At 60.0% G+C, this 20,458-nt stretch carries 21 protein-coding genes and 1 pseudogene; 5 read left to right on the top strand and 17 right to left on the bottom strand.

Annotated elements, in window-relative coordinates; genetic code table 11:
• From ACH79_RS42755 to ACH79_RS42715, 9 genes are all read right to left on the bottom strand, one after another.
• A complete protein-coding gene (locus tag ACH79_RS42755) occupies nt 1-801 on the bottom strand; it encodes an acetoacetate decarboxylase (RefSeq protein WP_161856132.1) in 801 nt (266 codons plus the stop codon).
• A 40-nt stretch (nt 802-841) separates the two neighbouring features.
• Nucleotides 842-1,489 (bottom strand): NAD(P)-dependent oxidoreductase, encoded by a 648-nt coding sequence (locus tag ACH79_RS42750; protein WP_161856131.1) that lies wholly within the window; start codon nt 1,487-1,489, stop codon nt 842-844.
• Nucleotides 1,489-1,650 carry a hypothetical protein gene (locus tag ACH79_RS42745; RefSeq protein WP_161856130.1) on the bottom strand — a complete coding sequence of 54 codons (162 nt, stop codon included), beginning with the start codon at nt 1,648-1,650 and terminating at the stop codon, nt 1,489-1,491. Before ACH79_RS42745 ends, ACH79_RS42750 begins: the two co-directional genes overlap by 1 nt.
• A 107-nt stretch (nt 1,651-1,757) precedes the next feature.
• Complete coding sequence (locus tag ACH79_RS42740) at nt 1,758-2,690, bottom strand: MBL fold metallo-hydrolase (protein ID WP_161856129.1); 933 nt, start codon at nt 2,688-2,690, stop codon at nt 1,758-1,760.
• A gap of 93 nt (nt 2,691-2,783) precedes the next feature.
• Nucleotides 2,784-3,989: an NAD(P)/FAD-dependent oxidoreductase gene (locus ACH79_RS42735; protein WP_161856128.1), complete on the bottom strand. Its 1,206-nt coding sequence runs from the start codon at nt 3,987-3,989 to the stop codon at nt 2,784-2,786.
• 526 nt (nt 3,990-4,515) lie between these two features.
• Complete coding sequence (locus tag ACH79_RS42730; RefSeq protein WP_161856854.1) at nt 4,516-5,466, bottom strand: AraC family transcriptional regulator; 951 nt, start codon at nt 5,464-5,466, stop codon at nt 4,516-4,518.
• Between the two features lie 346 nt (nt 5,467-5,812).
• The gene (locus tag ACH79_RS42725; protein ID WP_246738353.1) at nt 5,813-7,420 is read right to left on the bottom strand and encodes an ATP-binding protein; all 1,608 of its coding nucleotides are present in this window, start codon (nt 7,418-7,420) and stop codon (nt 5,813-5,815) included.
• 13 nt (nt 7,421-7,433) lie between these two features.
• Nucleotides 7,434-7,751 carry a response regulator transcription factor gene (locus ACH79_RS42720; RefSeq protein WP_246738782.1) on the bottom strand — a complete coding sequence of 106 codons (318 nt, stop codon included), beginning with the start codon at nt 7,749-7,751 and terminating at the stop codon, nt 7,434-7,436.
• Between the two features lie 157 nt (nt 7,752-7,908).
• The gene (locus tag ACH79_RS42715) at nt 7,909-8,559 is read right to left on the bottom strand and encodes a response regulator transcription factor (protein ID WP_161856851.1); all 651 of its coding nucleotides are present in this window, start codon (nt 8,557-8,559) and stop codon (nt 7,909-7,911) included.
• 446 nt (nt 8,560-9,005) lie between these two features.
• Between ACH79_RS42715 and ACH79_RS42710 the strand changes: the two genes are divergently transcribed.
• Nucleotides 9,006-9,938 carry an AraC family transcriptional regulator gene (locus tag ACH79_RS42710; protein WP_161856127.1) on the top strand — a complete coding sequence of 311 codons (933 nt, stop codon included), beginning with the start codon at nt 9,006-9,008 and terminating at the stop codon, nt 9,936-9,938.
• A gap of 29 nt (nt 9,939-9,967) precedes the next feature.
• Here ACH79_RS42710 and ACH79_RS42705 read toward each other — a convergent pair whose 3' ends face one another.
• Nucleotides 9,968-10,891, bottom strand: coding sequence for a catalase family peroxidase (locus tag ACH79_RS42705; protein ID WP_161856126.1), 924 nt, complete (start codon nt 10,889-10,891; stop codon nt 9,968-9,970).
• 371 nt (nt 10,892-11,262) lie between these two features.
• On the opposite strand from ACH79_RS42705, the pseudogene ACH79_RS42700 reads away from it, so the two are divergent.
• Both ACH79_RS42700 and ACH79_RS42695 read left to right on the top strand, forming a co-directional pair.
• Nucleotides 11,263-11,847 (top strand): annotated as a pseudogene (locus tag ACH79_RS42700) (sigma-70 family RNA polymerase sigma factor); the annotation flags it as partial.
• A gap of 519 nt (nt 11,848-12,366) precedes the next feature.
• Nucleotides 12,367-12,672 (top strand): hypothetical protein, encoded by a 306-nt coding sequence (locus ACH79_RS42695; protein WP_161856124.1) that lies wholly within the window; start codon nt 12,367-12,369, stop codon nt 12,670-12,672.
• Nucleotide 12,673: 1 nt separating this feature from the next.
• On the opposite strand, the gene ACH79_RS42690 is transcribed toward ACH79_RS42695, so the two are convergent.
• The 3 genes from ACH79_RS42690 to ACH79_RS42680 all read right to left on the bottom strand — a co-directional run bounded on the left by ACH79_RS42690 (nt 12,674) and on the right by ACH79_RS42680 (nt 15,971).
• A complete protein-coding gene (locus tag ACH79_RS42690; RefSeq protein ID WP_161856123.1) occupies nt 12,674-14,173 on the bottom strand; it encodes a glycosyl transferase family protein in 1,500 nt (499 codons plus the stop codon).
• Between the two features lie 3 nt (nt 14,174-14,176).
• A complete protein-coding gene (wecB, locus tag ACH79_RS42685; RefSeq protein ID WP_161856122.1) occupies nt 14,177-15,364 on the bottom strand; it encodes a non-hydrolyzing UDP-N-acetylglucosamine 2-epimerase in 1,188 nt (395 codons plus the stop codon).
• A 298-nt stretch (nt 15,365-15,662) separates the two neighbouring features.
• Nucleotides 15,663-15,971 (bottom strand): hypothetical protein, encoded by a 309-nt coding sequence (locus ACH79_RS42680; RefSeq protein WP_161856121.1) that lies wholly within the window; start codon nt 15,969-15,971, stop codon nt 15,663-15,665.
• A 36-nt stretch (nt 15,972-16,007) separates the two neighbouring features.
• Here ACH79_RS42680 and ACH79_RS42675 point away from each other — a divergent pair, with 36 nt between their 5' ends.
• Nucleotides 16,008-16,271: a hypothetical protein gene (locus ACH79_RS42675; protein ID WP_161856120.1), complete on the top strand. Its 264-nt coding sequence runs from the start codon at nt 16,008-16,010 to the stop codon at nt 16,269-16,271.
• A 326-nt stretch (nt 16,272-16,597) separates the two neighbouring features.
• Here the strand turns inward: ACH79_RS42675 and ACH79_RS42670 are convergent, their stop codons facing one another.
• From ACH79_RS42670 to ACH79_RS43515, 3 genes are all read right to left on the bottom strand, one after another.
• Entirely contained in the window at nt 16,598-17,299 is a 702-nt protein-coding gene (locus ACH79_RS42670; protein ID WP_161856119.1) for a PEPxxWA-CTERM sorting domain-containing protein, read from the bottom strand.
• Between the two features lie 527 nt (nt 17,300-17,826).
• Complete coding sequence (locus ACH79_RS42665) at nt 17,827-18,849, bottom strand: hypothetical protein (RefSeq protein ID WP_161856118.1); 1,023 nt, start codon at nt 18,847-18,849, stop codon at nt 17,827-17,829.
• Between the two features lie 149 nt (nt 18,850-18,998).
• Nucleotides 18,999-19,379: a hypothetical protein gene (locus tag ACH79_RS43515; protein ID WP_202639149.1), complete on the bottom strand. Its 381-nt coding sequence runs from the start codon at nt 19,377-19,379 to the stop codon at nt 18,999-19,001.
• A gap of 286 nt (nt 19,380-19,665) precedes the next feature.
• Between ACH79_RS43515 and ACH79_RS42660 the strand changes: the two genes are divergently transcribed.
• Nucleotides 19,666-20,013, top strand: a complete 348-nt coding sequence (locus tag ACH79_RS42660; protein WP_161856117.1) for a hypothetical protein — start codon at nt 19,666-19,668, stop codon at nt 20,011-20,013.
• 52 nt (nt 20,014-20,065) lie between these two features.
• Here the strand turns inward: ACH79_RS42660 and ACH79_RS42655 are convergent, their stop codons facing one another.
• Nucleotides 20,066-20,329 carry a hypothetical protein gene (locus ACH79_RS42655; protein ID WP_161856116.1) on the bottom strand — a complete coding sequence of 88 codons (264 nt, stop codon included), beginning with the start codon at nt 20,327-20,329 and terminating at the stop codon, nt 20,066-20,068.
• Nucleotides 20,330-20,458: the final 129 nt, after the last annotated feature.

Raw genomic sequence — 20,458 nt, 5'->3', positions numbered from 1 at the left:
TCAGCCGGCATTCGCTTCGATCAGGATTTCGGATCCCGAGCCGCGCCGCAGCACCGCCACGTTCGGGGCCAGATAGTCGTGGACCACCGTGCCAAGCCCGAGCGTCAGGTCGGCAACAACGTGCTTCGCCGACAGCACTTGAAGGACCGGCAGTTCGGCGACGGGGGCCAGGGCGTGGGAGAAGAGATCCAAAGCGGCCGGTCCGGTCCACGCGCCCTTCACCGTGATGTCTTCGAGGTGGAAGCGCACCAGCTCGCAGATACGCGGCGTGCCGTCGACATGCGGGATGACCTTGAGCAGGAAATTCGGCCCGGCGAGCTTCCTGGCTTCGGCGGTGGCGTCGAGCGCGCGGTGCTTGTAGCCCATCGTGCCGGTCGCGATCCGGACCGAGCCGTAGTTCAAGGTCCCAACGAGCGTGTCGGTTTCGACCGCGAGCTTCGGCTCCGCGAGCTTCTTCGGAAAGCCCCACAGCTCGCGCCCGCCTGCGATGGGCGGATGGTCGTTGAGAAACATCTGGTGGATGAAGATGCCGCGCTCGCCCTGATAGGACACCGGAATGACCTGGCCGCTTTCGGTGTAGTCGCCGAAACCGGTGGAGTCAGGCATGCGGATGAATTCGTAGTTCACCACCGGCTCCGTGACCGCCAGCGGCTCCGGCACGATGCGGCGTAACGCTTCGAGATCGGTCCGGTACTGAATGATGAAGTATTCGCGGTTGACGAATCGATAGGGGCCGGCGGGAAAGGCCGGGTTTGTCAGCGGCATGGCGAACGCGCTCGCGCGCACAGTCTCGTGTTTCATCGAGGTCGAGCTCCAAAAGGGTTTTGGGGTGAGCGCAAACCTAGTTGCGCACCGTGATGGCCTTCTTGTATGTCGCGGGGTCATCGAGGATCTTGAGCATGTATTCGGCCACGTCCGCGCGGGTGGCTGTTGAGGTGATGTGCCAGCGCAGATCGGTCCCGGCCTTCAGGTTTCCGCGAGCGCGCTTGAATGTCAGCGTTGCCGGTCGAACGATCGTCCAATCGCAGTCACTCTCCCGAACAGCTGCCTCCTGCTTCTCCTTGTCTGCCATCACCTCCTTGAGTGCGAGCTTGACCAGGAAGCCTGCGCCGAAACTCCCGGTGTGGTAGCTCTCACCGACACTCACCGAACTCTCAACGATGAGTCGGCCCCGGCCTGGAGGCATGGCGGCCAGAATGTTCTTGGTTCCCACCGAGCAAACCGGGACGCCAGGCTGGCGTCGACCCCGATCTCCTTTCGCCTGAGGTACCGCCCCCAACGTGCAGATGATCGCATCCGCCCCTTGGACCGCAGATGCCACCGAGGCTGGATCCATTGCATCGCCCTTGACGATTCTGAGATTCGGATGCGTCAAGGGCAGGCGCTTTGGGTCACGGACGAAGGCAGTGACGACGTGACCCGCGGACAAGGCGGACTCAACGACGAGCCGTCCTGTCGACCCCGTTGCACCAAAGACAACGACCTTCATCACACCCTCCCGTCGCGCGGCTTCGAAGCGCGATCGCCGTGCGGAGTGGCTTGGTTCGTGAAGCTGGAAACATCTTTGCGCGAATACTCAGGTAGTGCCCGGGTCATCACGCAGAAGGTGCAGCCGTTGAGCGGCGAGGCCCGCAGGGTCTCGTGTTTCATCGAGGTCGAACTCCTAAGGATTTTGGGTGAGCGGGCCGCGCTTCGGCGCTGCAAACGCGGCCCGTATCGGATGAAGCGCTTACTACGCGCCCTGGTTCGGACAGCGGTCAGTAGTCCCAGAAGACCGGCACCCAACGAAAGGCGTCGCCGTCGACGGCCACATGACCGACGGACGGGAACGGCAGGTGAGTGGCCACCAGCAGCCCACCGGTCTCAGCCAGTTCCCGCAAAAGACTGATACGAACGCGGGCCGACTCCTCGGGGTCGTGTTCGAAGCCGTTGTACCATTCGGGGTGTTCGAACCCGACCGCGAACACGAGGTCTCCGGCGAACGTCAGCCGGTCGCCGCCGGACGCCACGCGGACCACGCTATGTCCGGGGGTGTGGCCGCCGGTGCGAGTAACGACCACCCCCGGCGCCACCTCGTACTCCTCCTCGAACGGCCGCAGCTGGCTGCGGTACTCTTTCACGAACCGCTTGGCTGTCGATCGAAGCGCGTCCGGGAATCCGGGTGGCATGGAGACGTGGGAGAAATCGGGCGCCTCCCAGAACTTGACCTCGGCGGCCGCCACGTGGATCCGCAGGTCCGGACGCAGCTGGTCCTTGACCCCGTCGACGAGCAGCCCGCCAATGTGGTCCATATGCATGTGGGTCAGCACCACGTCGGTCACGGACGCAAGATCGATGCCGGCGGCCTCCAGTCGCTTGATCAACTGCCCGGCCCGCGGCAAGTGCAAGTCCGGGTCGAGCCCAAGCCCAGCATCGACGAGTATGGTTTGGCTGCCGCTTCGCACCACGACCACGTTCAGCGCCCAATCGTAAGCGTCCGGCGGCAGGAACATGTCTTTCAGCCAGGCCGCGCGGACGGACGGGTCGATGTTGTGTGCCAGCATTGCGGTTGGAAGCGGTAGCACGCCATCGCTGACCACCAGCACGTCAATGTCGCCGACTCGCACCGCGTAGCGCGACGGAACCAACTCGTTGGGGCCCGGTGCACCGGGGTGTGAGGTGTTGTCTAGGCTCGTGTTTGTTAGGCTCATGTTTGTCTCCTTGCTTCATGGTAAAGGCTGCTGACTGGTGTCGTTGAGCAGGCCGCGCAGCCAGCGGAGCGCGGCCCGTATCGCGTGAGGCGTCTACACCTTGGTCACATTTTCCGGATCGGCCGACGCCAGCGCGGCGGCACGCTCGGCCTTCGGCGGATAGATCCACACGGTGTTGATCTCTTGCTTGGTCTTCTTGGCGACGTCGCCGACCATCTCCACTTTGCGGTCCCAACCGCGCGTGAACAGCGCGCCGGCTTCGCCGAGGTCGAGACAGGTGACGTAGCCCTTCTGGTGGTACGGCTTGGTCGGCACGCCCAGCAGTTCGGCCGCGGCGTTATTGCCGGCAAAGGCGCCCATCCGCGTGGCGTGCTGGCACGACATCAGCGCGTAGTTGCCGGCATCGTCGCAGGCGGCGCGCGCGGCATCGCCGGTGGCGAAGACGCCGGCGACCCCGGGCACGCGCAGCTCGCGGTCGACGAGCAGGCGGCCGAAATTGTCGCGCTCGGCGGGGATCTGCTGGGTCAATGGCGCGGCGCGCATGCCGGCCGCCCAGATCACGGTCTCGGTTTCGATGTGTTCACCGTTGGAAAGCGTCACGCCGGATTTGTCCAGCGAGGCGACGCCGGCGCCGAGCCGGGTCTCTACACCGACCTTGCGCAGGGCGTCCTCGATGACGGGGCGGGGGCCTTCGCCCATATCGGGGGCGATCGCACTGTTGCGGTCAACGATGATGACGCGCGGCGTGGCGTCCTTGCCGAAGATTTTGCGGAGTCGCGCAGGCATCTCCGTTGCTGCCTCGATGCCGGTGAAACCCCCGCCGGCAACGACGACGGTGTCGCGCCCGTTCATTGCCGGACGATCGGCAAGGCCTTGCAAATGCTTGTCGAGCGCGACTGCGTCCTCGAGCTGGTCGACGCTGAAGCCGTGCTCGGCAAGGCCGGGAATATTTGGGCGGAACAGCCGGCTGCCGGTGGCGACGACCAGCCGGTCGTAGGACAGCGTCTTCCGCGTGCCCTTGGCGGTCGCGATCTGCACCACGCGGGCCTTGGCGTCGATCGTCTCGGCGCTGCCTTGCACATAGTCGACATCGACGGCCTCGAGGACATCGAGGAGAGACGCCGTCAGGGCTTCCGGCTTCTGTTCATAGAGCCGCGGGCGGATCACCAGCGTCGGCTCCGGCGCAACCAGCGCGATCTCGAGCTCCTCGGGCGAAACGCCCTGGATGTCGCGCAGGCGGGCTGCGGAAAGTGCGGCGTACATGCCGGCGAAGCCGGCGCCTATGATAATGAGTCGCATGTGATTTACTCCTTGTGGTTTGGTTGACGACACGCGCGTCACCGCCGCCGCTCTCCGTGGCGGCAAGGCCTGTTGCGATCGACGACGACGCGAAGATGTGAAATGAAGTTCGCCGGGCTCCTATGGAGCGGGGCAGGTCAGCATTAAGGACGTCGGCACGGAGCCTTCACATGCCGCGCGGCAGATTCTGGGACCCAATGGCCAGCCACGCTGAAAGCTGATCGGCAGAGCGGGATTCGGAGGCGAGCCGTTGTAGAAGCGATCGTTGAGCATGATGGAACGCAAGGGGTTCGTAGCTTGAGTGGCTTGTGCCGGCGCTTCTTCGCCCATGGTTGAGGTGAAGCGAACGGTCAATGAAAGCCCGTATACAAGTGCGGTCGCAACGGCCCTCCGTCGTGGTGCGATTGAAAAACTCTTCCAGGCCATCGTTGGTCTCCTCCGTTGCTGACGTGGGCACCGTGATGTTTTACCGAACCAGACTTGTGACTGCCCCAGAGCGATTGCCGTACCTGTAGAGCGATTGCTGTTAACGCACACGCCTCCGCCAATCGCTCGGGGTCTCGCCGGTCAACTTCCTGAACGCCGCGGCGAAGGCGGTTTGGGATGAATAGCCAAGCGCCGCGGCGACTGACACGACGGACGCATCGGTGTCGCGCAGCATGTTCATGGCCTGCTCGAGCCGGTGCTGGCGCAGCCAGGCATGCGGCGAAAGCCCGGTGCTTTCCTTGAAGGCGCGGCAGAAGTGGAAGCGCGACAGGCCGGCATCCGAAGCGAGCGCCGCGAGCGAGACGTCGGCGTCACTGTCCGAGCGCAGGCGTTCGATGGAGCGGAGCAGGACCTTCGGCGACAGCCCACCCATGGTCGGCTGGAGCGGGGTTGGCGAGCCGGTGTGCGCAGCCAGGACGCGCGTGGCCAGGAGGTCTATCAGTTGATGCCTGAACAGCGTATCCAGGGGCCCATTGCCCTCCATGGCATCGGCCGCGCTTAAGAGCAATCGGGATGTAATGGGGTCGGGATGCGCCGTTCGCTCCAGGAGATCGGTTGGTGTGGCCGTGTCGGCTTCGCGGGCAACGCGCTCGAGCATTGTGTGCGGAAGATAGAGCTGAACGACATCAACAGGTTTCGGAATATCCCATCGGGAGCTCGATCCTTCCGGAATGATGATCACAACCCCGGGACGAAACGTTCCAATTGCAACCGATCTTCCTGACCGCCGCTCCATGCGCTGCATCTGACCGTTATAAGCCATGATGACGTGATGGGTCATGGGTTCGACGACGTCGTGCAACGGTTCATGTTTCCAGTGGGCGATCCCGGCACCGGAGGAGTCTAAAGCCATATGAAATGGTGTGGTCCCGAGCACGCGTGCCATCTCCACATCGGCAGGACGCCCATCGGCAATCGGCACGTTGCTCTGGCGCGCCTCAGATGCTGGCGGATATTCCGGTGAAGGATCGCGCAAAATCGGTTTATTCATGGGCTGTACTCGCGTTGGGGACGTCAAGCGCTCACTCCGCGATACGCACTGGGCCAGAGAGGCGCTGGGCTCGTGCTTCCGGTGTGCTCGCAATCATGATGGCAAATGCCGCGCGACGGTATCGTGCAGCGAGCCTAGTGGCGCTGGTTTGCTGGATAGATCGACCTGTACTTTGGGATAGGAGGGGCGCGCTGTCCGTTATCGCGCAGACAAGCGCCATATGAAGCGGAGCTCATTGAACAGGCCGAATGAAGTTGACGACAGAAGCGTGGAGCCAAATGGCGTCGACACAGTGATTCACTTCGAGAAGATGCACGAGGTTTGGAGGCTCAATACGTGGTCGATCCTAGCAGTTCGAATTGATAGGAATTGTGAATTGAAACGCCGCACCTTTTGGTAGGTTTGCGGCCGCCCACAATCGTCCTCCGTGATCCTCGACAATCGAACGGCAGATCGATAGTCCCATTCCCAGGCCGCTCGACTTCGTTGTATAGAATGCCTCGAAGGCTCGCTCGATATCGCCTTCTGACAGGCCCGGGCCGGAGTCTCGCACCGCAACAAGAACACAGTCAGCTTCAGCCTGGGTGCTGATTAGTAATTCCCGACGGTTGTCGCTCATCTGGCTCATCGCCTCGACTGCATTTACGATCAAGTTCAGCATCACCTGTTGAATCTGGACCCGACTGCCTTGAATGACAGGTAGACCCTCCGCCAGTTGAGTCCGCACTTGAACGCCGTTTTTCAACGCTTCGCCGCGCGTCAGTCCGATGACTTCCGAAATGGCGTCATTAATCTCCAAGCTGTCCTTTCGCGTGGGCTCCTTCCTGACCAACGCGTGCGTCCGGTCGACAACTTCAGTGACGCGCATGCCGTTCAGAACAGCCCGGTCTATTGCCTTTTTCGCCTTCTCAACATCTGGCTGCGGGCAAGTGAGGAAGCGCTGAGCGATTTGCGTGTTCAGGAGCGCGGCCGTGATCGGCTGCTTGACCTCATGGGTAATAGACGCCGTAAGTTGGCCCAAAGTTGCCAGTCGATTAGCGTGGGCCAATTCCATCTGCATGTTGCGGAAGCGCCGCTCGCTCTCACGCGCTTCTGCTTCTGCCCGCTTACGTTCGGTTAAATCGAGCACGAATGCGACACCCTGGCCCTCTGTCCCTTCAAGGCTCGCGACGCCGATCAACACTGGAATACGGCTGCCATCCTTCCGGATATACTCCTTTTCGAAGGGCTGCACGGCTCCCTTGGTCTTCAGCTCGGAGATCGTCAGCGCATCGCGATCGCGCCATTCAGGGGGCGTCATGTCCGCCCAGCTCACTCGACCGGACAGGAGATCGTGCTGATCATATCCAACTATGCGGAGAAACTCACTATTGGCATCAAGAATCTGACCCTCCACATTCCAGATGATGATGCCGATGATGTTGGCATCGACGAGGCGGCGAATTTTCGCCTCACGTTGTTCAATCTCGCGCTGCATGGTTGCAATGGATCTCAAGTCTGCCTGCAACACGTCGCGCCACTGCAACAGCAGTCTGAGATAGAGCTCGCTGTATCCGTTGCTTTTCGTATCGAGAGCACAAATCGTTCCAAATATCTCGCCATCGGGCCAGCTGATCGGCACGCCGAGGTAAGAGATCATGCCGAGTTTGATGTCAGGATTTGACTTCCACGCCTCATCTTGCAGAGCATCTGGGACAATCAATGGTCGGCGGGTGTTCATTACAGTCTCACAATAGAGTCCGGTATTGAGACACGCGACTTCGTCCGGCTCGTAAGGATTTCCTTTGGATTCGCTGGAAACGAAGACTTTGATATTTGGCGGCTCTACCCTCATGATCAAGGCGGAGGGAACATGTAGAATATCAGCCAGAAGATCCACAATCTCCTGCCATTTTCGCATGACTTCCGCGGGTACTTCCATGTCTGTTACCGCCTTGCGGACGGGGCTGGCCATCGGAAAGCCTCTCTCACTCGGCGTCGGATGGAAAGCCAGTCAGCCTCAGGGCGGACCGCAGATGCCGAAGCAGCGCTTCAATTTCTATCGGCTTGGTCAGATAGGCATAGGCGCCGTATCGCATGGCGCGCGACCGCGTCGCCGGATTGATGTCGGCCGTGATGACGATCACCGGCATCGCGAAACCAATGCTCCGCAGGTGCTGCAGCAGATCGAGCCCGCTATGGCCCGGCATGCTTACATCGGTGATCAGGCAGTCAAAGCTGCCCGGGACGTATTCCGCCATGAAGGCCTCCGCTCGATCGAAAGTGCGACACGATAGTTCCAGCACCAGAAGGAGATCGGAAAGGGCCTCTCGCACAGCTTCATCGTCATCTATGATCGCGACTAAAGGCGCTTTGGACAACGGATGACTCTCGCTAGTACGGCCGGATAGCCGTCTCCCTCGTCTGACCCATTGCCGGCCCTGATCGTAACCATCCTTTGGTCTAGGGTGATTTTTCCTCCCGGATCCCCGCAGGCAGCAGTTCCCAGATGCGGATGAGCTGGCCGACCGAGGTAGCCTGCATTTTTTTCGTCAAGCTGCCGCGGTGCAGCTTGACGGTGACCTCGCTGATGCCGAGATCGAACGCGATCTGCTTGTTGAGGCGGCCCTTCGCCACCTCGCGCAGGACCTCGCGTTCGCGCGGCGTCAGTTTTGCATAACGATCAACGTGCTGCTTGACGTGTCGGGCCGCGCTTCTCAGCGAGATGTCCTTCTCGATCCCGGCTGCAACCGCGTCGAGGAGCGTCTGGTCCCTTACAGGCTTTGTCAGGAAATCGACGGCTCCCGCCTTCATCGCCTGGACCGTCATCGCGATGTCGCCATGACCGGTAAGGAAGATGATCGGTCGCGTGTTTCCGGCCGCGGCAAGATGCTGCTGGAGATCAAGCCCGCTTGCTCCTGGCATGCGAACATCGAGGATCAGGCAGCCTGGCCGATCCGGTAGCTCGGCGTGCAACAACTCTTGCGTCGATCCAAAGCAGCACGCGTCGATTCCCACCGACAGGAGAAGTTCTTCAAGTGCGAACCGGATATCCTCGTCATCGTCCACAATCAGGACGAGAGGGCGGTCCGAATTGTCGGCAGCTATGCTCATGGGAGTGCGGGGTGAGGGCAGTGAAGCGGATGAACCGGCGAGTGCAGTGGTACCAAGCATTGCGTAGCCTCCTTCTGATCACTCCTGCTCCGTAGTCTGCCGCGGTCCGTTTATCTGGGGTCGTGCGTTCGGGGCGTGTTCTAAACTCCGTACAAGTACGGCGTCTTTCCTAAAGCGACCGCGCTTTGTCGGAACCTGCTCCAAGCTCGCGATTGTGATACCTTTTGCCTAGCCGCCCGGAGCTCGCGACCGGGAGATTAATTGGGGCAATCACGTTGAAATCGCTCTTGAAATCGCTCTGGCGCGATCGAGTCGGTTGCTGTCACAACCCCTTCGCGGTTTACGGGCAAATCTAGACGGTCGCTCGCCGATAACAGATAATGGAACATGACCTCGCGGGGACGACAACGATCCCCCGACCAATTCCACCCACGAGACCAACCCGGATGACACAAGCGAGCGCCTTCGGACAGAGGCTCGGAAAATTCCTGCACCTGAAGGATGCGCCGCCCTCGCTGATCACGCGTTCACTGCGCAGCGTCGAACTCGCGGTTACCGAAACGCGCGATGATAACCCCGTGCCGGGCCTATCCGGCTCATTCACCGCCGAGGATGCTTTTCTCGTCAGCCTGAAACTTCACGATTACCCAGACTGCGAGCTCTGGGAGAATGGCAAATGCGTCATGAAGGCGGACGTACCGGCGGGCGCAACATATTTGTACGACCTCAAGCGCGATCCGCGCTACGTGATCGACAAGCCGTTCCACTCACTGTTCTTCTATCTTCCGCGCTCGGCGCTCGACGGCCTTACCGAACAGTCCCGCACGCCGCGCGTGGGAGAACTCGCCTGTGAACTCGGCGTCGGCCATGACGATGCGATCATCCGTCATATCGGCGCGTCGCTGCAACAGGGGCTGCGTCGGCCCGAGGAAGTCAACCAGCTTTTCATCGATCACATGATGCTCGCGCTCACCGCACACGTCGCCCAAGCCTATGGCGGGCATCGGCCCGTCGCCGGATCGACCCGTGGCGGCCTTGCGCCGTGGCAAGCGAGGCAGGCCTGCGAAAGGCTCGAGGCAGACCTCGGAGGAAAGCTTTCATTGCAACAAATCGCGGCCGAGTTTGGCCTCTCGGTCAGCCATTTCTCACGCGCATTTCGAACGTCCACCGGCCTGCCGCCGCACCAATGGCTGCTTCGCCAGCGCGTGAAGGCCGCCAAGCAGTTGATGACGGTCCGCGACCTGCCGCTGTCCGAGATTGCGATCTCGGCCGGGTTCGCCAATCAAAGCCATTTTACGCGGGTGTTTACGGCGGTGGTCGGCGTCAGTCCGGGCGTGTGGCGCCGCGAAGCGCAGGACATCCCGGAAAGCGAGACCTGATCCAGCACTACGCCGGCCGCCTCGTCCGTTCATCGGCGCTTCGCCAGTGAAATGGCGTAAGCGGCGCGGCGTAGCGCAAAGATCTCGTCCGGCGGATGCCCGATGCCTTCGGCGAGATTTGCCGGATCGAAGACGGACGCGTCGCACGCGTCATCCGCCTCAACACCCGTGATGACGATCGTTCCCAGCCGCACCGTGTCGCGACTGTCCTCATCCGGCCATCGGACGGTCACGTCCATGGTGGGATCGCCGGGACGGTCGAGCAGCGCCATCACATTGAACCGGACATCACCTGCAGCGATCCGGCTTTCGAGGTCGTCATGCAGGAAGTCGGCAGGCTTTGCTCTTGCTTCCTCGTCGGTCAGCGTGACGTCTTCGCCCACCGGAACGGCCTTGAACTTGATGAACCGCGTCTCACCCTTTGCATTCGTCGCTGGAAAAGCGTGCACACCCCAATAGGTCGTGGCCGCAAAACTCGCCGGCAGCGGATGGGCGGCGATGTAGTTCGCCTGATGCAGCGTTTCGGGGTTGGCGGCGGAGAATGCCATGATGTTCGCCATATCCGGCTTGCCGTTCGTCCCCACCATGCGCGCCTTGAGGAAAGCCAGCATCTGATCGGGCGTCCTCGCAAAATGTACCGGTACGCTCTGCAGGAGAATGTTCGAGCGATGGTCTTCGTCACCGAGCCTGAAGCTGAAGCCGCGCGGCACGAATTCGTCGGTATCGGCCACGTGCGGATCACTACCGCCCACCGAAAAGCGCGCCAGCACGCGCGATGGCCTGGTGAAGCTGCGGGATTTCGTAATCTCTTTCGCCCGGTCCGAGGCGGCATAGGTGCCGCGAACGCACCGGCCTTTGGCAAAGCTCGCGCGCGCCTTCGGATCGCTGGCTACCCCTTTCAGGGCGTCGACGATTGAGGCGGGCGTGGCGGCGCCGGTTGGGAACTCGGACATGCTGAAATCTTGAGCGAGAGCGTTCGGTGTGCGTTTTGGCGCCGGACAGAACCGGTGTCTTCCTCAAAACGATCAGGCCTTGTCCGATCCTGCTGCCGGCTGCCCATCCACGAGGCACTATGCGCCCGGCTACCACGGCAGCGAACCGGTCTCTCCGCCCACGGGCTAATTCACCCTAGACCAGGAGATTAGAAATACGAGCCTCCCGTAGGGTAGCCCGGACGACGCCGCGCGACGCATCCTTGGCGCAATCTCGTCAATGGAAGTGGGAGAGAGAGATGCGCGCAAGCGAGCGGCGACAGGGAGCGGCGAGGCCGGTTCGATTGCCGGTTCGGCGTCGGGGAACGGTCCTTTCCGGGCAGTTCGATGCAATCCGCCATGACAAGCTGGCCTATGCTGTCGGCAGCGGAACAGAAGCGGAGAGCTTTTCCGACGAGATGCTTCTGAAGGGGGTCGCGGAAGGCGACAAGGCGTCGATGCACATCATGTTTTCCCGCCACCGCGCAAAGGTGTTTCGCTTCATTCAGAAGATAGTTCGGAATGCGGCCATTGCCGAAGATCTGGTCAGCCAGGTGTTTCTCGACGTCTGGCGATCCGCAAACAGGTTCAAAAATCGCGCGCGGGTTACCACATGGCTGTTCTCGATCGCACGCCTCAAGGCGTTGTACTCGCTGCGGGAACGAAAGCATGAGGATATCGATCAAGACGATGTCGTCGGGATTGCCGATGTCGTGGATACGCCCGAAGCCGCGCTCGATCGCAAGAAAACGAGTGCGATTCTACGTTCATGCATCGAAAAGCTGTCTCCGGCGCAACGCGAAATCATCGAGCTGATCTATTATCACGAGAAATCTGTCGCCGAAGCCAGCCGGATTGTCGGCATTCCCTCTGCTACCGTGAAGAGCCGGATGTTCTACGCACGCAAGCAACTTGCGTGGATGCTTGTCAACGCCGGTTTTGTGGCTGCAACGGCCAGAACAGACGTTGATGAGAGAACGGAAGAACCGCCATTGCGTGGATTGCCGTTCGAGATGTGGCGGGGGTCATCAGCCGTTGCGCAGGCGGCGTTCGGGCCTCGCACATGATCCGCTCGATGATGTTGGTGCGGAAAAAGAGCGCGCAGAGTGGGGAAAGCAGTTTTCGCATTATCGGGATTCCAAATGAATCATTAAAGGGGTCTCCATACCAACGGCAATTCCGCCATTTCGACCCGGATGCAGGCCCAAAAGCCGTAGTATTTGCAGGCTGTTTGTCGCCGCCCTGGGGCCGTCTCAGGCAGGCTCCTCTTCATGAGGCCATTATTAAAATCCTAACGAATGCGTTGGGCTGGAATTATTCATACCCCGGGAGGCGCAACGCCTTCGCACACGAAAGAGCCATATGGATAAAACTGTAACGGTCGGTTTGAGCGGCGGGCAATAGTCTCCCCGCCAAATGCCCTTGAGAGCCCGCGAGAGGCTCTTTGGGGGTGTCCGATGTTTTCACGTGATCTGGCCGGTCCGACCAGCAGAGATGCGATCGATGGCTTCGATGCGATCGCCAATGCGCTCGATCAGGGTTTGGATTCCGCCAACGGGAAATGCTCCGGGCTGACCGACTTCCTTGCCATCGCCGCGGGCTGGCTGGTTCTCGGCGCGATTATTTTTTACCCCAGCCTCCAGCTCGTTGCGATCGTGGTCTGCGCGGCTTTCCTGGGAACGCGTTCGTTCGCGCGTCTCGTCCTTGGCCCAAGCCCATCCGCCGTGCAGCCGCGCGAAGGCAAACCGCTGCTGGCGGCTTAGGCTATTCGGCTGCCGCGCCATCGGCAGCCACGGCTGGCTGTGGCAACGTAAGGTCGCCCATGTGCACTGGGTAAGAGTGCGAAGTCTTGTCCCAGACGAGAGCCGTGCCCGATATCCGGTGACTGAGATAGATGCGCACGGCGCGCCAGGTTGCGAAGAAGTTGACAAAATTGCCGACGACAAGTCGCGGCGCGGCCATCAGGGCGTGACGCAAATTGTAGATCATGCCCGTGAACGTCATTCGGTTGAACAGGCGCCAGACCAGAAACAGGAAGTTCACGAAGAACAGCCACATCGCCCAGTTCTGGTTCAATAGCGTATAGACAAACTGCCTTTCGGGATCGAAGACCGCCCGATAGAGTTCGAATATGGTCAAATTGGCGAGCGCAAAATAGGCGAGCATGACCGCCGGACTGGTGATCACGCCCTTTCTGTCCCGCGCCAGAAAATACTTGGTCCCGAGCGAGCCTTTCCAACCGTGCTCCTGCGCGCCCTGGAACACGATGCCGAGCAGCCAGCGCGCGCGCTGGCGATAGGCGGCCTCGAGGCCTGACGGAAAGAATTCGCGGGTCGCCACCGGAAGGGTCCGGTGGAGAATGCCGGGGTTGCCGCTGTCGATATCGATGTCGATCGCGTAGCTGGCCGGATAGGCGATGAACGCGGAATTGAACCCGAGCTCCGAGACGCGGAACGCGATGTCGTAATCTTCCGTGAACGACGACGTCCGGAAAGCCTCGCCCTGGTTCTGATCGTTGAGATGCTGGATCGCCTCCCGGCTGAAGCATGCCGAGACGCCGGCACAGGGAATGACGCCACTGATGCGCTGGCGGACCTCGAGGTCCTTGGTGTGCATCTCGGCGAACTCGTCCATGTAGAGGCCCGCGATGAGCGAGGTGATCGGCCGGGAGAACGAGTAGACCGGCAACTGGATGAAGTCGTAGACGTCGACCAGCTTGTTGAAGAGCTTGAGCTCCAGGGGATGAATGAGGTCCTCGGAATCGTGCATCACGATTCCCGCGAACTGGATGTTCTGCTCGGCCTCGAACATGAAGATATCGGATATCGTCTGGTTCAGACAGTCCGCCTTGCTGGTCGGGCCGTCATGCGGCACCAGCACCATGTGGATGTTCTTGTACAGCCCCTGTGCCTTGCGCACCTCGGCCTGGGTGAGGGGATCGTTCAGATATACGCCGACGAAGTAATGCGCGTGCTCGTAGCGCACGAGCCGGGAGTTCGATGAAAGCATCGAAAAGATGACGTCGTGCTCCTTCCAGCACGGCACCATGATGGCGATCGGGCGCTCGGGGATCTGCTCGAGTATCCCCACGCTCGGCAATTCCTTGGACTTGCTGTCCGCCGTGCCCATCAGCCGGCTGGTCCAGTACAGCAGGTCCACGAATAGATCGTCGAAGCTGGAGATCGTGATGATCACAGCCGCGATCAGCATCAGAATCTCGACGACATAGAGATATTGAAAGATAAAGGAAGGGGCTTGTGTCATTTCTCAGGACGCGTGGTGAAGCTGAGCGATTTCGGCGGAGCGCATTTGCGGCGGCAGGACAAATTGCCGGTAGAGGGCCTCGACGATCCGCTTGCTGGCGTGGCCATCCCCATAGGGAAATACCGGCCGCGCCATGCGGGTGTATTTCGTGCTGTTCTTGTTCAACTCGGACAACGCGCCGAATACCGCGTCGCGAGAGGTTCCGACCAGTTCGACTACCCCTGATGCTACCGCCTCAGGCCTCTCGGTCACGTCGCGCAACACCAGAACGGGCTTGCCAAGCGCGGGGGCCTCTTCCTGAAGGCCGCCGCTATCGGTCACCACGCACCAGGCATTCTGTATCGCGGCGACGACATCGCGGTAGCCGAGCGGATCGACCAGCCTGATCCGGGGATGACCCGAAAGGATCTCGATCGCTGTTTCGCGTGCGTTCGGATTGGGATGAACCGGAAAATACACGGCGACGTCGGGGGTGAGATCGACGAAGGCCCTGATCGCGGTGAACGCGTCGCGCAGCGGTTCGCCAAAATTCTCCCGCCGATGCGCCGTGAGAAGGATGGTCCGCAGCCTGGGAAAGTCGGCGGGCAGCACCGGTTTCGAAGCCGCGACTTCCAGCAACGAGTCGATCACCGTATTTCCCGAAACGATGATCTTCTCCCGCGCAATGTTCTCCCGCACAAGATTCTGTGCCGCGGCCGACGTGGGCGCGCAGTGAAGAGAGGTGGATACGGCAATCGACCGGCGGTGAAATTCTTCGGGGAAGGGCGCATCAAGGCTTGGCGTGCGCAGCCCGGCTTCCACATGCACAAAGGCGATCTTGCGGTAGAACGCCGCGATTGACGACGCATAGGCGGTCGTCGTGTCGCCCTGGGCGAGAACGCAATCGGGGCGAACCTGCCCGAAATATCGGTCCAGGCGACGAATGAGCAAGCTGGCGAGAGCCCCCGGCGTGTGACAATTGCTCCGATGCCGGATCGAGAGGTCCGGACGGAGGTCGAATTCGGCAAGGGTGCTGTCGAGAAGGTCGCTCTGCTGGCCTGATGTTACGACCCGAACGACCGCCCATTCGGCTTTGCGCAGCCTGCGAACGATGGGGGCTACCTTGATGACTTCCGGGCGGGTACCAACCACGAAGACGAAGGTGCGGACAGGCGTCGAGTTGCTGAAATGCTCTCTGCGAGGGTGATGCATGCCTTGCTTTCTAAAAACATCACGTCGTCCCCACGACACGAAATACCAACCGAAATACCCGTCCCATTATCCCTGCCCGGACGGCACGATTAGAAATCGGCGGCAATTTAGCCCGCAGCCCTAAAATAGACAATTGATTTAAATGGATTTTCGGAGATTACCGTGGAAATGCGGACGGGATTTCGATCCATGGTAAATGCGCGCCCGTATTTATACGTGCAGCATAATGCTTGGCCATGAGCCCAGAAGCGGTTTTGGGTGAAGACCGCCGAGTTCGGAAGCGGATCTCGCACCAAGCTCAGTCTGACTCGCTTTTAAAAGAAGCATCTGTGAATTGGTTATCTGCGAAACGGGCTTCCATGGGCCTGGCGGAGAAAGAGCGTTTCGGCGGATGTGCGAAAGAAATCCTGAGGTCGAGTTCCGCCTTGCGAACTTCTTTGCGAAGCTGCTGAATTTCGAGATAGGTATTTACAATATCGACCGGCATAAAGGTGATCTCAACCGAGCAGCCCGAACCCCGAAACCCAATCCCTTGGTCGGGTAACAACACCATTAGGAAACCGGCAATGGCCTGCGGACGCCATGCCATACAAATGGGCTTGCACATGGGTTTGCCGGCGATTTCGCCGCTTGCGCGATAGCGGTGGAAGGATCGGATATTTTGCTGGCTGCCGGTGGTTTACCGCAGGACGCCACTCTTTACCGCGAAGACAAAGTGGTTGACGAATGTCTCAAGCCCGTCGCGCCGATTTCCCTCGAGGTTTTCGGCGGCCATGCGCAGGGAGGGATGAGGGCGTTGTTCAATGGCGTCCAAATCCGCCGAAACTGCCTCAAGGGCATATCGCAATCGCCTCAAATCGGAACTGAGTTTGGTATCCACGGCCGCCACCGCTGGAAACAGAATTAAAAAATTAAAGTTTAAAGCTAGAATATAATATTGTGGCGGTCAATGCGGCAGGGATTGAAAGTCTTAAACGATTTTAGGGGCTTACGCCCGTAAAACCCCGGTCCGGCGCCATTCTCACATTATCTGACGGCCGCTTGGCAGGGCGAACCCGACACAAGCCTGTAATCTCGTTTTTGCAATGGTTGCCCACGATGCGGCGGCGCGACCCGCACCGAAGCTGATGTCCGCTCGATCTTGGAACGACGTATTTGCTGCGCAGCGGCTCTAGCGCGGGACAAAAAAGAAGCCGCCCTGCGGCGGCTTCTCAATCCAGGTCGGAGCACTGATCAGGCCGCAAGTGTGCCGTTGCGACGGCGATAAGCCATATAACCCACACCTGCGAATCCAAGGATCAACATCGCCCAGGTCGAGGGCTCCGGAACGGCCTCCACATTGAGCGATACGTTGTCGAAGTATTCCGCGTCAACGCCGACACCCGGAGCGAAGCGGCGCGTCACTTGCAACGATAGCGTATGCTCGCCCGCGGACAGCGTCGTCGTGAAGCTGAGCGTGTCACGCAGCGTCCACCCTTGGGGATTTGCGGTGACGATGCCGAAATCATGGCTGTCCATCAACTGGCCGTCGAGCAGGACGCTAAACACGCCGATGCTAGCAATGCTACCGCTAGCGCTTAGCCAATGGTCTGCAATGTTGGCAAAGAACGTCGCCGTGCCGCCCGTGGTGGTAAAGGTCTGGGTAACACCGCCACCTTCCAGGGTCGAGCTGGAAGGGTTGGCTCCCGCGTTCAGGGCCAACGCGTTCGACGGGCCGGATCCCGACACGTTGAAGGATTTGATCGCAGGGAGGTCGCGCGTCCCACCCGCATAGCCCGGAATTTGCGAGATCGTACCGTTCGTGGTGACGTACCCGGTCCAGCCTGTAAGGCCCGATTGAAAGTCGCCGTTTGTGATCACCTCGACAGCTTTGGCTGGCACGGTCGACACAGCAAGAAGAACAGCGCAAGACAGTTTGGCGATAGTGCCAACCATTTAAGTAAGCTCCAGTTGAGAAACCCGCGGCGGACGCTGAATGGTCCCCGCTACGGCTCGGTCGATGACTGCATCCCAAGGCTGGGCCTGAGTTCTTATTCAATTCAAGGTTAGCCAGCCGCCGACGGGTCTAATGTTTTATTATGACACGTTAATGTATTTTTAATGATGCTGTTCCCGTGTTGATTGCCTATGCGCTGAGGCGAGCAAGTGCGTTGCTCGCGCGCGCTCTCTGCGCCGATATTTCCGGGCGCTTATCCATTGTTCTGTGAGCACGGACGTTTGCGCCAAAGAGAACGCCTTAAAGAGGCGGGCTTTAAATCTAGGCTCAGGCGATTAGGCGAGTGAATGGGCTTCCATCGCACGCCGATACACGATGAGGCTAACCGCCCGGTGGCCGCGAAGTGCGTGCCTGCAGGGGGCGCGTGACGGAGGCAATTGCTTGCTACCTGGTTTAGCGAAATTTATCGGCCGCCGTCCGAGCCGGGCGATGATGATCGTGGGCTTCGCTAGTGTTGGCTTCTGACTTACCTCTCAGAGGTCGTATCACGCCAGACGCTGGCCTCGTAACCGTCAATCACCTGCGAGGTGTGGGTGAACTCCTCGAGCTGACGCAACGGCTCGATGATCTTGCGCGCCACCAGCACGGTGTTGGGTTCGGCGTTTTTCTGCATGTGCCCGGCGACGTCGATGACACGATCCGAGATCGTCTCAAGAGGGGTAGAGTCGTCGAAGTAGACCAGGCCCGCGTTCACGCCGCAGCGAACGGCGAAATCCGCCTTGGACAGTTTCACCTCGCGGTTGAATACCTTGAGGCTCTTGATAACGTCCTTGCCCGACTGGCAAGCGTCCTCGACATGGGCGAAGCATGCCATCACGCCGTCGGGCGTCCAAGCCGTCTTCAACACACCTCTGGCGCGGAAGATGCGCTCCACGAGCTTTCGATACTCTTCGAAGTCATACTGAATTGATGCATGGTCCTCGCCGGCCTTCATTCCCGCCGAGCCAACCACGTCGATGGCAAGGAAAGCCACTTCGCGGCCGAACGTATCGAGCTTCTTCTTGGTTTCAGCGAATACCCGCAACAGCTCCTGACGGTTCACGGCCTTGCCGCTTTCCGCCATTCGCAGCGTCGTTTCCAGTTCGGCGTCGAGCCTCGATCCCGGCTTCACGCCTTCTTTCCGGCGCCAGGCCTGAGCCGACTTTCGCAGCAGCCGCCGGTTCTGCGCGGTCTGCGAGCGCTGGGCGACGGCGCCGGAAAAAATGGTAACGACAATGGCGAGACCGATCAGGATCCAGTCGGAGCGATCGCTGCCGGCAATGTTGGTCGGCACATAGCGATGCAGAATCGGCACCGATTTACTGAGGACATACTCGCGCGCCTCGAACAGCTTCGCCGGAACCGTTGCATTCTTTGGATTGTCGAACAGGACAAACAGCTTGGGGCCGAGCAGAACCACGATCAGGGCAAAAGTTGCAACACCCAGAAGTTTCCTCAGTCCAAAAAGCACGTGAACCAGGATCGATTTAGGAGCTTCGTGATGAACCACTTTGATTGTCCCCAGGCTGAGCGGGCGAGACGCTCAGGCAGCCGCCCGGTCAGCTTATAGCTTGCGATTTGCTTTAGTGGCAAATCACCCACTTCGACCAGGCGCAGTAACAGCGATTTCCGCAGCCAGCTTTGCGACGAGTGTCGCCGTCAGGTCGTCGGTGACGGCGTTCCATCTGCGTCGCCAACGTTAGGCTCGAGGGCGGACAGTGCCGCCGTCTTCAGCCGGACCGGATCGCGCTCGCCGTCGCCGGCTACCTTCAAAATGGTCGCGGCGATCGAGCGAAGCTGCTGGTCCGATGCCGGTTGCGGCAATGAAGCCTCGGCGTCCTCCAGGGCTTTCGACATCAGTTCGATCGTTCGTGGACCAAACGAGGGACCACCAAATTTTCCGTGGTCCAATTCCTCGATGATCCGGCGGGCCTTTCCGTTCGGTGCGTGTTCCGTGGGAGCCGGTGCGGCGTCTTGCAAGGCTTCGTGCTTCGGATCCGACGCGAGAGTCCCGCCTGGGTGCATGAGCCGCTCAGGCACGAACAGTTCGAGAGCAAATTTCAACGTGTCTCGAAATCTCATCTTGCTTCGGTCCGGTCGTCACCTCGGCATATGCTTGGCAATCCTACACGCTTGCACGCCCGTCGCTAATCCGGAAAATCCGAATCATCCGAGAATCTAGCCTTTCGTTTTTCCTGAAAAAAGCAACGTTGTTGATTGGGCATCAGTTCGGTAGGCTGCACACAACTTCTTTTCCAACGTTGGTTTCGCGGTCTGCCAATCCGGCGAGCAGTGCAGCGAAACCGGTATGCCAAGGAGATTCGATATGGCACGGGCTTTCAAGGTTCGTTCCGCGGAGCGCGATGCTCAGACCGACAGCGAACGGCTCGGCTCGATTTCGGCGGCGATCGAGGCCGCGGTCGCTTCAATCCGGAAGGAGAGGGACGCGTTGCGTGCGCGTGTCGATGCGGCGCGCGATCAGGCTGCCTTTGCCACCGGCACCGACTACGATGAATATCTGACGCGCGACGCCAAGGACGCGGCCAGGATCAAGGAATACGAACAGCAGATGGCGACCGGCGAAAAGCGCACGCAGGAACTCGAGCGTCAGCTGGGTGGCCTGGGTGCCGTGCAGGAAGCCTTCAACCAGTATTTTGCCGGCAAGGTGCGATAGGTCCGGCCCGCAGAAAATGCGGATAATCCGCCTTTAAATCGTGGTCCCGGAATTATACCCGCTCAGAGTGCCGAATATTGAGCCGAGATCGCAAATTCAAATAGGCCGGCCGACCGGTCAGCCCTAGAAAATACCCCACCTGAACGGTGAGTATTGGAAGCAGCACCACGGCTATACTGTCCAGCAAACCTTGCCCATTGGCCCAGGCCGAGACGATATACGCGCCGGCGCCCAATACAGAGAGCGGAAGCAGCGCCAGAATATTAAAATGAAGGCCCACATAGATGCCGGCACCGCAGGCGAGAATGGGCAACATTTGTCAACTCGCTCCGTAAAACGGTTAAAGGCGCATTCAAACTGATTAAATGTTGCGTCGCACTCCAGCCGAGTGTATGGTCGCCGGTATTAACGAAGAGTTACTTGGACCTTTGAAGGTCTGTCGGAT

This window comes from Bradyrhizobium sp. CCBAU 051011 (genome assembly GCF_009930815.1).
GTDB lineage: Bacteria > Pseudomonadota > Alphaproteobacteria > Rhizobiales > Xanthobacteraceae > Bradyrhizobium.
The sequence above is the reverse complement of the archived record's forward strand: the minus strand, read 5'-3'. Positions and strand labels throughout refer to the sequence as shown.